At 38.0% G+C, this 13782-nt stretch carries 17 protein-coding genes; 16 read left to right on the plus strand and 1 reads right to left on the minus strand.

All coding sequences use genetic code 11. The features are described 5' to 3' along the window. The first annotated feature begins 1 nt into the window (after position 1). The 9 genes from CVD27_RS21510 to CVD27_RS21550 all read left to right on the plus strand — a co-directional run bounded on the left by CVD27_RS21510 (position 2) and on the right by CVD27_RS21550 (position 6924). Positions 2-1267 carry a tetratricopeptide repeat protein gene (locus CVD27_RS21510; protein ID WP_101650352.1) on the plus strand — a complete coding sequence of 422 codons (1266 nt, stop codon included), beginning with the start codon at positions 2-4 and terminating at the stop codon, positions 1265-1267. 33 nt (positions 1268-1300) lie between these two features. Then, positions 1301-1867, plus strand: coding sequence for a ReoY family proteolytic degradation factor (locus tag CVD27_RS21515; RefSeq protein WP_101650353.1), 567 nt, complete (start codon positions 1301-1303; stop codon positions 1865-1867). 172 nt (positions 1868-2039) lie between these two features. Then, positions 2040-2510, plus strand: coding sequence for a YpiF family protein (locus CVD27_RS21520; protein WP_101650355.1), 471 nt, complete (start codon positions 2040-2042; stop codon positions 2508-2510). Between the two features lie 113 nt (positions 2511-2623). After that, positions 2624-3148, plus strand: coding sequence for a QcrA and Rieske domain-containing protein (locus CVD27_RS21525; RefSeq protein WP_142384124.1), 525 nt, complete (start codon positions 2624-2626; stop codon positions 3146-3148). A 2-nt stretch (positions 3149-3150) separates the two neighbouring features. Next, positions 3151-3825 (plus strand): menaquinol-cytochrome c reductase cytochrome b subunit, encoded by a 675-nt coding sequence (gene qcrB, locus CVD27_RS21530; protein ID WP_101650359.1) that lies wholly within the window; start codon positions 3151-3153, stop codon positions 3823-3825. A 57-nt stretch (positions 3826-3882) separates the two neighbouring features. Continuing rightward, a complete protein-coding gene (locus CVD27_RS21535; RefSeq protein WP_101650361.1) occupies positions 3883-4659 on the plus strand; it encodes a menaquinol-cytochrome c reductase cytochrome b/c subunit in 777 nt (258 codons plus the stop codon). Positions 4660-4735: 76 nt separating this feature from the next. Then, on the plus strand, positions 4736-5332 hold the full coding sequence (locus CVD27_RS21540) for a DUF1405 domain-containing protein (RefSeq protein ID WP_101650363.1): 597 nt from the start codon (positions 4736-4738) through the stop codon (positions 5330-5332). A 62-nt stretch (positions 5333-5394) separates the two neighbouring features. Continuing rightward, positions 5395-6189, plus strand: a complete 795-nt coding sequence (ypjB, locus tag CVD27_RS21545) for a sporulation protein YpjB (protein ID WP_101650364.1) — start codon at positions 5395-5397, stop codon at positions 6187-6189. 57 nt (positions 6190-6246) lie between these two features. Continuing rightward, positions 6247-6924 carry a zinc metallopeptidase gene (locus CVD27_RS21550; protein ID WP_101650366.1) on the plus strand — a complete coding sequence of 226 codons (678 nt, stop codon included), beginning with the start codon at positions 6247-6249 and terminating at the stop codon, positions 6922-6924. 34 nt (positions 6925-6958) lie between these two features. On the opposite strand, the gene CVD27_RS21555 is transcribed toward CVD27_RS21550, so the two are convergent. Then, entirely contained in the window at positions 6959-7831 is an 873-nt protein-coding gene (locus tag CVD27_RS21555) for a YitT family protein (RefSeq protein WP_101650368.1), read from the minus strand. Positions 7832-8016: 185 nt separating this feature from the next. On the opposite strand from CVD27_RS21555, the gene CVD27_RS21560 reads away from it, so the two are divergent. Genes CVD27_RS21560 through CVD27_RS21590 form a run of 7 tightly spaced genes read left to right on the plus strand, consistent with a single transcriptional unit; the run spans position 8017 to position 13601 of the window. Continuing rightward, on the plus strand, positions 8017-8361 hold the full coding sequence (locus CVD27_RS21560; protein WP_101650370.1) for a nucleotide pyrophosphohydrolase: 345 nt from the start codon (positions 8017-8019) through the stop codon (positions 8359-8361). A gap of 4 nt (positions 8362-8365) precedes the next feature. Beyond that, the gene (dapB, locus tag CVD27_RS21565) at positions 8366-9169 is read left to right on the plus strand and encodes a 4-hydroxy-tetrahydrodipicolinate reductase (RefSeq protein ID WP_101650372.1); all 804 of its coding nucleotides are present in this window, start codon (positions 8366-8368) and stop codon (positions 9167-9169) included. A 10-nt stretch (positions 9170-9179) separates the two neighbouring features. Continuing rightward, complete coding sequence (gene mgsA / locus CVD27_RS21570; protein ID WP_101650374.1) at positions 9180-9602, plus strand: methylglyoxal synthase; 423 nt, start codon at positions 9180-9182, stop codon at positions 9600-9602. Beyond that, positions 9589-10314 carry a bacillithiol biosynthesis deacetylase BshB1 gene (gene bshB1, locus CVD27_RS21575; RefSeq protein WP_101650387.1) on the plus strand — a complete coding sequence of 242 codons (726 nt, stop codon included), beginning with the start codon at positions 9589-9591 and terminating at the stop codon, positions 10312-10314. Before mgsA ends, bshB1 begins: the two co-directional genes overlap by 14 nt. After that, a complete protein-coding gene (bshA, locus tag CVD27_RS21580) occupies positions 10302-11429 on the plus strand; it encodes an N-acetyl-alpha-D-glucosaminyl L-malate synthase BshA (protein ID WP_101650376.1) in 1128 nt (375 codons plus the stop codon). Before bshB1 ends, bshA begins: the two co-directional genes overlap by 13 nt. 10 nt (positions 11430-11439) lie before the next feature. Beyond that, positions 11440-12639, plus strand: coding sequence for a CCA tRNA nucleotidyltransferase (locus CVD27_RS21585; protein ID WP_101650378.1), 1200 nt, complete (start codon positions 11440-11442; stop codon positions 12637-12639). Then, positions 12624-13601, plus strand: a complete 978-nt coding sequence (locus CVD27_RS21590; RefSeq protein WP_101650379.1) for a biotin--[acetyl-CoA-carboxylase] ligase — start codon at positions 12624-12626, stop codon at positions 13599-13601. Before CVD27_RS21585 ends, CVD27_RS21590 begins: the two co-directional genes overlap by 16 nt. Positions 13602-13782: the final 181 nt, after the last annotated feature.

Below are 13782 nucleotides of genomic sequence, written 5' to 3' on the forward strand. Positions count from 1 at the left end.
AATGGAACGAGTAAATAAAATTATTCAAATGTTAGAAAACGGCCAACATAAAGAGGCATTAAATGAATATAATGATGTATTACAAAGCGGTAATCCGGAAGAAAAATTTCTTCTCGGCGAAGAACTGTACCATTATGGTTTTCTAGAAGAGGCAAAGGCATTGGTTGAGAGTTTACTAAATATCTATCCAGAAGAAGGCGAGCTCCTTGTCCTGCTGGGAGAAATTTTAGTTGAAGCAGGAGAAGAAGAAGAAGCAATCCTTGTATTAGAGAGAATTTCAGAACAAGATGCTCATTTTGGACAGTCACTATTATTATTAGCTGATCTTTATCAAATTCAGGGGCTTTATGAAGTATGTGAAAGTAAGTTGTTAAAGGCGAAAGAATTACTGCCGGACGAGGTTATTATCGACTTTGCTTTAGGGGAGCTTTACAGTGAACAAGGTGAGGTAATTAAGGCCAAGAATGCATACGAGCGAGTTTTAAGCGAAGAAGATGAAATTGCTGGTGTTAATATTCATGGAAGAATGGCTGATTTATTGAGTACTTCAGGAGCTTTTGAAGAGGCACTTACTTATTATGATCATTCATTAAGAGAAAAATTAGAGATTAATACTCTATTTGGCTATGCTTTTACGGCCCTTCAAGCAGGTTACAACCGTACTGCAATTGAAAAGTTTAATGATTTAAAAGAGCTTGACCCAGAATACCATTCTCTTTATCTACATTTGGCTAAGGCATATGAGCGGGAAGAAGAACTTGAAAATAGCCTACAAGCAATTAAAGATGGAATTAAACAGGATGAATTTAATAAAGAATTATTTTTCTACGGAGGAAAAGTGAGTTTAAAACTTGGTAAGGAAGATGAGGCAGAACATTATTTTCGTGAGGCAATTGCATTAGATCCGGGATTTATGGAAGCCGCCCATACTTTAAATAAACTTTTTTTCCGGCAGGAACGATATGAGGATGTCATTGATTTGATCTCCCAACTTGATATCCATGAAGATGAGGAACCGCAGTTTCTTTGGGATTCAGCCTTAGCCAATGCTAAACTTGAAGAATATTCTTCCGCATCAGACAAATATGAAAGTGCATATACTTTTTTTAAGAATAACGAATCTTTTTTACAGGATTATGGATATTTTCTTGTAGAAGAAGGAAAAAACGAACGCGCTGCCGAAATTTTTAAACAGTTGTTAATAGGGGATCCAACTAACGAAGAATATCTTGATTTGCTTGAACGTCTTACCGATGTGAACATTTAAAAAAAGCTGATTTTGCAGAGGAGGGAAACTATCATGACAACCCCTGTTTCTGTCAACGAGAAGAAGGATTTTATTCGCTGGTTTTTAAATCATTATCAATTAAAGAGAAGAGAATGTGTTTGGATTCTTAACTATCTAATGAGTCATGACCAATTAATGGAAAAAGTACATTTTGTAGAGCAAGCACAGTACTGTCCTAGAGGCTTAATTATGTCAACGCATTGCGTGGATAAAGTGCCGTTTCGTTTTTACAAAGAAAATGTCATGACAACAGATGCAGAAAAATCCTTTCATGATATTCGGCTGAACCGTGATGAAGATATCTTTATCCAATTAAATTTTCATGCTTCTAATCAGGCACATCAGTATGCAGCTGTTTTGGAGGAAAATCCGTTTGTTCCGAAACACTTACAGGTAAATGAAAAAGATGGCATGATAGCCGAACAATTATTGCAGTACAGCATTGAACGTTTTCAACGGGAAAAATTAATGGAGTTAATTGATGAAGCTCTAGATAATCAGGATCAGCAATTATTCCAAATGCTAACAGAAAAATTAAATAACTTATCAGAAATTCAACAAAAGGGGAGTCTGCGCTAAGCTGACTTCCTTTTTTTATGAAATAAGACAGAAAAACTTTCGACTTTGAGAATTGTCCAGCTCCAGCGCTTTCGTTGCTTGGGTAATATTTCAAAATATTCTACTTTATCTTTTATATTTTTAGGAGATAATGATATGATAGAAATAGTGAATCAAAAAGGTTGGTGTAATAATGAAATGGGTACCTCAAGAGGTTGAGACCTACTTAACTGCAAAAGAGTATGTCGATACCGCGGTTATTCCAGTATACTCTTTATCATTCGGAGAGGAGATGAAACAGTCCGCAGCAGCATTTGAATTTATTTCGCTCTTAACAGGTCACCTGGAAAGACAGTTTACAGGCAGAATTCTATTATTTCCGCCATTTACCTATCTTAAGAGTGACAATATGGATAATGTTTTAAGCAATTTGTTAAATTGGGAAGATAATATTTCGAAAAGTGAATTTAAGCACGTAATTTACATAACTTCTGAACTGGATTGGCGTATGTATGAGAACAGATTAGGCGGGTCGTTAATATGGCTGCCATCAATGCCGCTTGGAAGCATGAGTGAACCTCAAAAAATGGAGGTTGTGGATAGTCAGGTTAAACAGCTGTTTTCAATTTTTACACAAAAATGGAGAAACAACGAGAAAAGCTAACTATATTATATGTTTTTGAAATAGTATGATATTGACCTTACTACAAGATTGATATATCATTGTTATGTCCTAGTTTTATATGTGTTTAAATTGTGTCCGTTGGACTGAAACTTATGAACAAGGGGGGGATAAGCTTGAGTAAAGAGCGCGTTTCAAGACGTCAATTTTTAAACTACACTTTAACTGGTGTAGGCGGATTCATGGCAGCCGGTATGTTAATGCCAATGGTTAGATTTGCTGTGGATCCTGTTTTAAAGGCTGAAGCAGGCGGAGATTTTATCGCAACAAAACAAAAGGTTTCTGAATTAACAAAAGAACCAGTTCGTGTGGATTTTACCTTCAAACAAAAGGATGCATGGTATGAGTCTGAAGTTACGAACACTGCTTGGGTTTATAAGGATGGAGACAAAATTGTAGCACTTTCTCCGATTTGTAAACACCTGGGCTGTACTGTGGGCTGGAATACGAACAAAGAACATCCAAACCAATTCTTCTGTCCATGCCATTATGGGCGCTATGAGAAGGATGGAACCAATATTCCTGGTACACCACCGTTAGCCCCGCTTGATGAATACCCATACAAGGAAAAAGGCGGCTATCTATACTTAGGAAAAGCTGAACCACGGAAGGAGGCGTAATCATGTTAAACAAAATTTACGATTGGGTAGATGAACGTTTAGATATTGCGCCGTTGTGGCGAGATATCGCTGACCATGAAGTTCCAGAGCATGTAAACCCGGCGCATCACTTTTCAGCCTTTGTTTATTGCTTTGGAGGTCTAACTTTTTTTGTTACAGTTATTCAAATCCTTTCCGGTATGTTCTTAACCATGTACTATGTACCGGATATTAAAAATGCTTGGGAATCAGTTTATTATTTGCAAAATGAAGTTGCATTCGGACAAATTGTCCGTGGTATGCATCACTGGGGAGCCAGTTTAGTACTTGTAATGATGTTTTTACATACGTTACGCGTCTTTTTCCAAGGTGCCTATAAGAAACCTCGTGAATTAAACTGGATTGTCGGAGTACTTATTTTCTTCGTCATGTTAGGATTAGGTTTTACGGGTTACTTATTACCTTGGGATATGAAAGCGCTGTTTGCTACAAAAGTTGGTCTGCAAATTGCTGAGGCAACACCGTTCATCGGTTCTTACGTGAAAGTATTACTAGCTGGACATGAACATATTGTTGGTGCTCAAACATTGACTCGATTCTTTGCTATTCATGTATTCTTCTTGCCTGCAGTGTTGTTTGCTTTAATGGCAGCACACTTTATCATGATTCGTAGACAAGGTATCTCTGGACCGCTTTAAAATCAGTTTTTTCTGACCTTATAAGTACTATTACAGAAAAAAGGAGGGGATTGCTCAATGCATCGCGGTAAAGGTATGAAATTTGTTGGTGACTCACGTGTTCCAGCACCAGAAATGCGGACGCCAAAACTTCCGAAAGATTACTCTGAATATCCTGGTAAAACAGAAGCATTCTGGCCTAACTTTCTCTTGAAAGAATGGATGGTAGGAGCAGTATTCCTTGTCGGTTATTTAAGTTTAACAGTAGCTCATCCGGCTCCGCTTGAAAGGATAGCGGACCCAACAGATACAGGATACATTCCATTGCCAGACTGGTATTTCTTGTTCTTGTATCAATTGTTAAAATACTCATTTGCCTCAGGTCCTTATACAGTAATTGGTGCAATGATTATACCAGGTTTAGCTTTTGGTGGATTATTATTAGCACCATTCCTTGATCGTGGGCCTGAACGCCGCCCAAGAAAACGACCGCTGGCTACCGGCTTTATGCTTTTATCATTAGCTGCTGTCGTGTTCTTAACATGGCAGTCTGTTGCAACGCATGACTGGGCTGCAGCAGAGCGACAAGGAAAAATTGTCCAAAAAGTAGAAATCGACAAGAACAGTGAAGGATATAAAATCGCTCAAGCAAATACTTGTATCACTTGTCATGGTGACAGTTTCCAAGGTGGGGCCGGTGCTCCAACGCTAATTGGTACAGGTTTATCTGCAGACGAAGTGGCTAAGATTGCTAAACAGGGTAAAGGCGGAAAGATGCCACCAGGTGTTTTTAAGGGTTCAGATGAAGAGCTTAAAAAGCTTTCTGAATACATCTCAGGTCTTGGTAAAAAATAATTTAATGAATAAAAAGCTGACGGGGATTCGTCAGCTTTTTTCTTGAGGAAGAGTTCTATTTAAAGGGGGAGTAGTTGTGGGGTGGATGTACCCTCTCCTGTCTAACCGGTCTGTGTTAAAGCTATTACTGCTTGTAAATATTGCGGGGACAATCTATGGATACTATTGGTACGGGTGGCAGTTAAAGGAGACACCGCCTGTGTTCCTTGCTTTTGTTCCTGACAGCCCGACTGCAAGTCTATTTTTCGTTTTTGTATTGTTAGCTTTCCTATTAAAAAAGAATTGGCCTTTACTGGAGTCTCTAGCAATGGTAACTCTATTTAAATACGGGATTTGGGCTGTTGTTATGAACCTGCTCGTTTTATTTTTCCAAGGGGAGCTGGATTGGATCGGGTATATGTTGATTTTTTCTCATTTAGCTATGGCAGTACAAGGTATTCTTTATGCCCCATTCTATCGTTTTAAGGCGTGGCATTTAATTGTAACTGCGATTTGGACACTTCATAATGACATTATTGATTATGTCTTCTTTATGATGCCAAGCTATCAAATGCTAAATAAATTTATGCCGCAAATAGGCTATTTTACATTTTGGCTTTCCTGGATTTCCATAGGCATTGCCTATTATCTTGGAATGAGGCCTAGTCGCTTTAAACTAAAAATTAATAATTGAAATTGGTCTAACCTTGTCCAACCTTACATACATTTTATTAGTATTGAAAGGGGGGACAAGGATTGAAATTTAGATGGTTATATTTTTTAGCAATTATCATGATGCTCACTCCCATATCTGTTTATGCAGAACAGCAATCGCCAATGGAGAAGCTTGATGATATCTCTGATGAAGCTCTCCAAATGGTGAAGTTTCAAAGATATGAAGATGCAAAAAAATTACTTGATTATTTTTCTGACCAGTTTACAAGCATTACTGGAACAGAGGAACCGCTTTCGATGGATGAAGTAAGAATTGTTAATACTTCACATGATGAAGCAATGGAAGCTGCAGTTAGTCCTAATATGAAATATGAGGAAAGATTAAATAAACTAACGAAGTTCCGTCTTGTTATTGATGCTTTAGCAACGAGTCATCAACCCTTATGGACAGAAATGGAAGGACAAGTCATGTCTGCCTTTCACCAAGCAAAAGAAGCAGCAGTAATGGGTGATAGTGCCCATTTTTATACAAATTTTAACACATTTTTATCATTATATAATGTTATTTACCCAAGTATGAAAATAGATGTGCCTGTGGAAAATATTCAAAGAATAGATGCAAGGATAGATTATATTAATGAATATCGATCACAAGTTCTTAGTGATGCTAAGAGCCAGCAAGAGCTGGATGCACTTGACACTGACTTAAAAAACCTTTTTGCTAATATGGAAGATGATGAAGCTGATCCATCGTTATGGTGGGTGATTATTTCTACAGGAAGCATTATTATCATGACATTATCATATGTGGGCTGGAGAAAGTATCAAGGAGACAAAGAACTGAAGAAGAACCGATCAAGAGACTTAAAAGATTGACGCGTCTAATCGGCTGGACATATACTGATAACATCATGAGCTGATTTGGAGGATATTATGTATCTTATTTACTTTGCTATTATCGTTTTAATTCCTTTATGGGCACAAATGAGAGTGAAAAATACTTTTGCCAAGTTTTCACGTGTTCCAACTTCGACATATCGAAGAGGGGCTGACGTTGCAAGGGAAATTCTAAATGCAAATGGCTTATATAATGTTGCGGTTGAAGAAGGGCGTGGTTATTTAAGTGACCATTACGACCCAAGAAGTAAAACCGTTCGACTTTCACCGGAAAATTATCATGGGAATTCAATTGCGGCTGCTGCAGTTGCTGCCCATGAATGTGGACATGCTATTCAGGATGGAGAAGGCTATGCATTCCTTCGATTTCGTCACGCTTTAGTCCCTGTTGCAAATTTAGGATCAAACGCGTCGTGGGTTCTCATTATGATTGGAATATTTGCTCATTTAAGCGGGTTTCTTTTACTTGGGATTATCTTCATGGCGGCTGCGGTTCTATTTCAAATAGTTACACTGCCAGTTGAATTTAATGCTTCAAACCGAGCCATGAATCAGGTGGTTTCTCTTGGATTAATAGGTAATCGTGAACAAAGAGAAGCGAGAAAAGTATTGAATGCTGCTGCACTTACTTATGTAGCCGCCGCAGCTGTAGCTGTCCTAGAGCTATTAAGACTAGTTTTCATATTCACAGGAATGAATAGGAATGATGATTAGAAAAATGTCCTCATAAAATGGGGACATTTTTCTTTTATTCTCCAATTGGCATTTTATTTTCATCAAGGGTAAAACCTTCACCATGTACATCATGAACAACAGAGATAGAAACGAAGGCATGTGGATCAATAGAGGTAATTAGATTTTTCAAACGGATAATTTCATTCCGCGCTACAACACAATATAGTACTTCACGTTCGTTTTTTGTATATGAACCATATGCTTTAAGAGCAGTGACGCCGCGGTCCATTTCAGCCATTATTTTTTCTGCAATTTGCTCGTTTTGATCAGAAATAATTATAGCTCCTCTTGCCGAGTAGGCTCCCTCCTGAATAAAATCAATGACTCTAGCTCCAACAAAAACAGCCACCAGTGTATACATGGCTTGTTTATAATTTAAGTATGTAAACCATGAAAGGGCTATTACACAGGCATCAAATAGAAACATTGTTTTCCCCATGTTCCATCCTGCATACTTTTGTACGAGCCGGGCGATGATATCTACTCCGCCGGTTGTCCCGCCAAAACGAAAAATAATTCCTAATCCTATCCCAGTCAAAACACCAGCAAACAAGGCTGCTAAGGTTAAATCGTGTTCAAGAGGCATTTCAATTGTATGGCGCTGAAAAATCCATAAAGAAACAGAAACACCAACGGTACCAATGATCGTGTATAAAAATGCATTCCTGCCCAATAGCTTCCATCCTATAAAAAATAAAGGAATATTAAGTATTAAGTTCGTATAGGATGGATCCCATTTAAACAAAAAATAGAAGAGAAGGGTAATTCCTGTAAACCCACCCTCAGCTAGTTTATTTTGCATATTAAAATTAACGAGACCGAATGACATTATGGCGGAACCTATTAGGATAAAAAGGATGTTTTTAAGCTTAAGTCCCATTATCATAGTTATTTTCACCTCTTTCTCTTTTATGGCGGTTCTAATTATAACGAATTAGGCAGATAAGAGCAATGAGAGGGAGGAAAACAGCTTGTTTTAAAGCGAAAACATTTGTAAATCTGTCGTAATTTAGCTAACATTAAAAAGAATAAATATAAGCAAAATGCCCGTTCGAAGATGAGGTGGAGAGAATGACTAACGGGAAGTCTATGAAGGAACTTCAAGAAGAGGTAGATACATACATAAGTCAATTTAAAGAAGGTTACTTTAGCCCTTTAGCCATGCTTGCAAGACTTACGGAGGAGCTTGGTGAATTGGCTAGAGAAGTAAATCATTATTATGGTGAAAAACCTAAGAAATCGACGGAAACAGAAAAAGCGATTGAAGAGGAACTTGGAGATCTGCTTTTTGTAATGATTTGTTTTGCTAATTCCTTAAACATTGATTTAGAAGAAGCTCATGATTTTGTCATGAATAAATTTAACACCAGAGATAAAAACCGTTGGACTAGAATTGATCAAGAAAGTGTGGAGTGAAGAAATGGATACAATTAAAATTATCATTGCAGGTCCACGAGGCCGTATGGGCAGTGAGGCAGTGAAATTAGTTACCAATACAGAACATTTTGAATTAGTAGCAGCTGTAGATCATAAACATGATGGATTAATGCTTAGTGATGTGGAAGGATTTCAATCCATTGGTAATGTACCTATTTATTCCAATATTGAAAAATGTCTACAAAATATAGAAGCAGATGTATTAATTGACTTAACAACTCCAGAGGTGGGCATGTATCACGCAAGAACTGCACTGGAACATAATGTACGGCCAGTTGTAGGGACAACAGGTTTTACAAAACAAGATTTAGAGGAGCTGGAGCGGCTTTGTTTTGAAAAAGAACTTGGTTGTATCATTGCACCAAACTTTGCAATTGGTGCGGTCCTCATGATGAAATTTTCACAAATGGCAGCAAAATACATGGATGATGTGGAGATAATTGAATTGCATCATGACCAAAAGCTTGATGCTCCATCTGGGACAGCCGTTAAAACAGCAGAAATGATTTCAGCTGTAAGGGAAGCAAAACAACAAGGTCACCCTAATGAAAAAGAAACAATACAAGGTGCTAGAGGCGCAGAATTCGATGGGATGCATATTCACTCTGTCAGATTACCGGGTCTGATTGCTCACCAGCAGGTTTTATTTGGTTCTGATGGACAAACATTAACGATTCGTCACGATTCTTATAACCGCGGATCCTTTATGTCAGGTGTCAAAGTAGCAGTTGAAACAGTTATGAAGAACAATACATTTGTATACGGACTTGAAAATATTTTAGGTTAGGAGCACGGATATGAATATTGCATTAATAGCACATGACCAAAAGAAAAATGACTTAGTTCAATTTGTTACAGCTTACAAGGACATTTTTGCAAAACATGCCCTATTTGCTACAGGAACGACAGGCTCTAGAATTAATGAGGCTACGGGATTGGATGTAACTCGTTTCAAATCGGGACCTTTAGGCGGAGACCAAGAAATAGGGGCATTGATTGCCAAAAATCAAATGGATGCCATTTTCTTTTTCCGTGATCCGTTAACCGCACAGCCGCATGAACCTGATGTGACGGCTCTAGTAAGACTTTGTGATGTCTATTCTATTCCACTTGCGACAAATATGGGAACAGCAGAATTGCTCATACGAGGATTAGAAATGGGATTGTTAGAGTGGAGAAATGTAGTTAAAGAGAATGGTGATGTTAATGGAGAAAAATAGGTTACTTATCCTAGCATTTGGTGCACATGCCGATGATGTAGAAATTGGCATGGCTGGAACCATTGCGAAATTAGCGGGAGAGGGAAAACAAATCGGTATTTGTGACTTAACCGACGCTGGTCTCTCCTCCAATGGAAATGTAGTGCTTAGGAAAGAAGAGGCAGCGAAGGCTGCTGATATCTTAGGTGTATCAGTTCGAACTTCTTTAGCTTTTCCAGATAGAGGACTATTCCTTAAAGAAGAATATATCCAAAAGGTTGCAGAGATGATTCGGAGGTTCAAACCCCAAATTGTATTTGCACCATTTTTGGAAGACCGGCATCCTGACCATGGGAATTGTGCCAAAATTGTAGAAGAAGCAGTATTTTCTGCGGGGATAAGAAAATACTCTACAAATGAATGGAATGAGCCACATCGTGTAGAAAAAATATATTTTTACATGATAAATGGTTTCCATAAACCTGATTTTACAATTGATATAACAGAGGCGATGGATAAGAAGGTAGCGGCATTACGTGCATATAAAAGTCAGTTTGAATTAACTGAAGAAAGTGTGCAAACGCCGCTTGTGAACGATTATATCGAAACAGTCGAGGCCAGGGAAAGAATGTTTGGAAAACTGGTCGGAGTAACATTTGCTGAGGGTTTCAAGACAAAAGTCCCACTTGTTTTGAAACATGATTTGCTAGGAGAAGAACCATGCGGAAACTAAAAATAGGAATCACTTGTTACCCGACTGTAGGTGGATCTGGAGTAGTAGCAACCGAATTAGGGAAAATGCTTGCAGAAAAGGGACATGAAATTCACTTCATTTCTTCCAGTCTGCCTTTTCGTTTAAATAAGATGTACCATAATATTCATTACCACCAAGTAGAAGTAAATCAATATTCAGTTTTTCAATACCCTCCTTATGATATTGCATTAGCTAGTAAAATGGCTGAAGTGGCGAATCGTGAAAAATTGGACATTCTTCATGTCCATTATGCCATTCCACATGCCGTATGTGCTATTTTGGCTAAACAGATGTGCAGCAGAGATATAAAGGTCGTTACAACTTTACACGGTACGGATATAACTGTTTTAGGCTATGACCCATCATTAACAGATGCTATTAAGTTTGGTATTGAAAAATCAGATATTGTCACAGCTGTATCGCTTGCTTTGGTGAAACAAACCTATGAACTGATTAATCCAGATAAGCAGATCGAGACAGTTTACAATTTTATTGATGAAAGGGTTTATCATAAAACAGAAGGTACCTCATTAAAAGCGCAATTACAGATTAAAGAAGATGAAAAAGTTATTATTCATGTCTCTAATTTCCGTCCTGTAAAGAGGGTCAGCGATGTAATTAAATCGTTTGCAAAAATTTCTGCGGCAATGCCGGCAAAGTTACTGCTGGTTGGTGACGGGCCAGAAATGACAATCGTATGTAAACTGGTAAAACAGCTTTCGTTAGAAGGAAAAGTTATCTTTTTAGGCAAACAAGAAAATTTAGAGGAATTATATTCCATTAGTGATTTAAAGCTATTGTTATCTGAAAAAGAGAGCTTTGGACTTGTTGCATTAGAGGCCATGGCATGTGGTGTTCCTTGTATTGGGACAAATGTTGGAGGAGTACCGGAAGTTATCCAAGATGGTGTATCTGGGTATATTTGCAGAGTTGGTGATATTGAGGATATCTCGCAAAAGGCAATTTCTGTCCTAAATGATTTTGACTTACATAGGAGTATGTCATTCCATTCATTGGAAACGGTAAAAACTAAATTTAAAGCGGACCAGATTGTTGAACAATATGAACAGCTTTACTGGAAGCTTTTGAATTAAGGTGAACGAAATGATCGAACCCTTTTTATCAGCAATTCCGGTTATTAACCGGCTTGAGGCATCAGGTTTTCAGGCCTATTTTGTTGGAGGGTCTGTAAGGGATTATCTTTTAAACAGACCAATCAGCGATGTGGATATCGCTACATCGGCCACACCCAATGAGGTGAAAGAAATATTTCAAAGAACGGTTGATATTGGGATTGAACATGGAACAGTACTGGTCCTTTTTCAAAATAAATCTTATGAAATTACAACCTTTAGGACGGAAGGCGAATATCAAGATTTTCGCAGACCAAAAGAGGTTTCATTTATACGTAATCTTGATGATGACCTCAAACGCCGGGACTTTACAATGAATGCCATTGCGATGGATCGCAAAGGAAAGCTCATTGACCCATATAATGGTCAATCTGCCATTCGAAATAAGATAATCCGGACTGTTGGCTCTGCAAATGAGCGATTCCAAGAAGATGCCTTAAGAATAATGAGAGCCATCCGATTTGTCAGTCAACTTTCTTTTTCAATTGAAGATGAGACACTTCAAGCAATAAAAAAACTTGTTCCATTATTAAAAAACATTGCGGTGGAACGGATAAAAGTAGAGTTTGAAAAATTACTTGTTGGAGAAAATGCTAATAATGCAATTTTAATACTGCTTCGAACTGGTTTATTTGCTTATCTTCCCGGCATAAGAAATTATATAAGCCAAATGGAATCTTTCGCTTCCCTTTCTTTTAAAGGGTTAAAAAAAGTAGAAATGTGGTCTTTACTTCTTTTCTCTTTAAAACTTAACAATACGTCTGTGGAGGCCTTTTTACGAGAATGGAAGCTTCCTGTGAAGGAAATCAAGGAGATTCAACAAATTTTATTTTTTTTAGAAAAAAGGCTGGAGCAGGAATGGACTGTTTACGATCTTTATTTAGCAGGAAGGAAAGTATTAATTTCCACTGAAAATCTATATGGAGTTCTAAAAGGTCTAACAAACATAGATTCTCTTACTCATTGGTTAAATTTATACGGGAGACTGCCTATAAAGCAGCGTAGCGATATGAAGGTAACGGGCAGGGATCTTATGGAGTGGCTGCATGCTGATGGAGGACCATGGTTAAGGGAGACTATTTTTAACATTGAGTGTGCCATCTTAGCAGGGGATGTCCCAAATGATAAAGAAAAGATTAAGGAGTGGCTGATCAAGTGCAGTCAGAAATAAGAAATAAACTGCTTGATGCTTTTACAAATGCTGGTGAAACCTTTCTCTCGGGGCAGTATTTAGCTGAACTAATTGGCTGCTCAAGAACGGCGGTTTGGAAGCATATGGAGGAATTGAGAAAAGAAGGATTTACATTAGAGGCTGTTAGAAATAGGGGATATAGGATTGTCAAAACACCTGAAAACATTACACCTGACGAGATTAGACTTGGTCTCTTAACAAACTTTATTGGAAAGAATATCCATTTCGAAGAAAGTGTTGAATCAACGCAAAAAATTGCTCATCGCTTATCAAATGAGAGTGTACCGGAGGGAACAGTAGTTATCGCTGAAGAGCAGCGTTTAGGTAAAGGTAGAATGAACCGAAGCTGGCATTCACCAAAATATACCGGTATTTGGATGAGTTTAATTCTTAGACCGAATATTCCACTCACAAAAGCCCCTCAATTGACCCTTTTAACGGCGGTGGCAATTGTCCAGGCAATTGAAGAAGTAACAGGTTTGGAGCCGGAAATAAAATGGCCTAATGATATATTGATTAATGGTAAGAAAATAACGGGTATCTTAACAGAGCTCCAGGCGGAAGCAGACCAGATTCATTCAGTTATTATTGGTACAGGAATTAATGTTAATCAAAAAAAAGAGGATTTCCCTCAAGAGCTTCATGAAAAAGCCAGCTCCCTTTCTATTGAGAAAGGGGAATCTATTTCCCGTGCGGAATTAATTAGGAGCATTTTCAAGCATTTTGAAAAATTATATTTGTTATATTTAGAACAAGGTTTTTTCCCCATTAAACTATTATGGGAAGGATATGCTATTAGTATTGGAAAAAATCTGAAGGCGAGAACACTAACAAATGTTATTGAGGGCAAAGCATTAGGAATTACCGACGATGGTGTTTTAAAACTCGAGGATAAAACAGGCATGATCCACCACATTTATTCAGCAGATATTGAAATTTAACAATTGAATCAGAATGTCAGCGCAAGGACGATAATCGTTCTTGCGCTTTTCGTATTGTCTAGCTCCAGCGCCTAGCCCCTCGAGGTCATAAGCCGATCCGTCCAAAAGGTTAAAAAGCAACCTTTCGGCCGGCTCGTCTTATGCTTGTCGGGGCTGATCAAGGCGCTTGCGCTTTTCTGAT

This window comes from Neobacillus cucumis (assembly GCF_002860255.1).
In the GTDB taxonomy this organism is placed as follows: Bacteria; Bacillota; Bacilli; order Bacillales; family Cytobacillaceae; genus Neobacillus; species Neobacillus cucumis_A.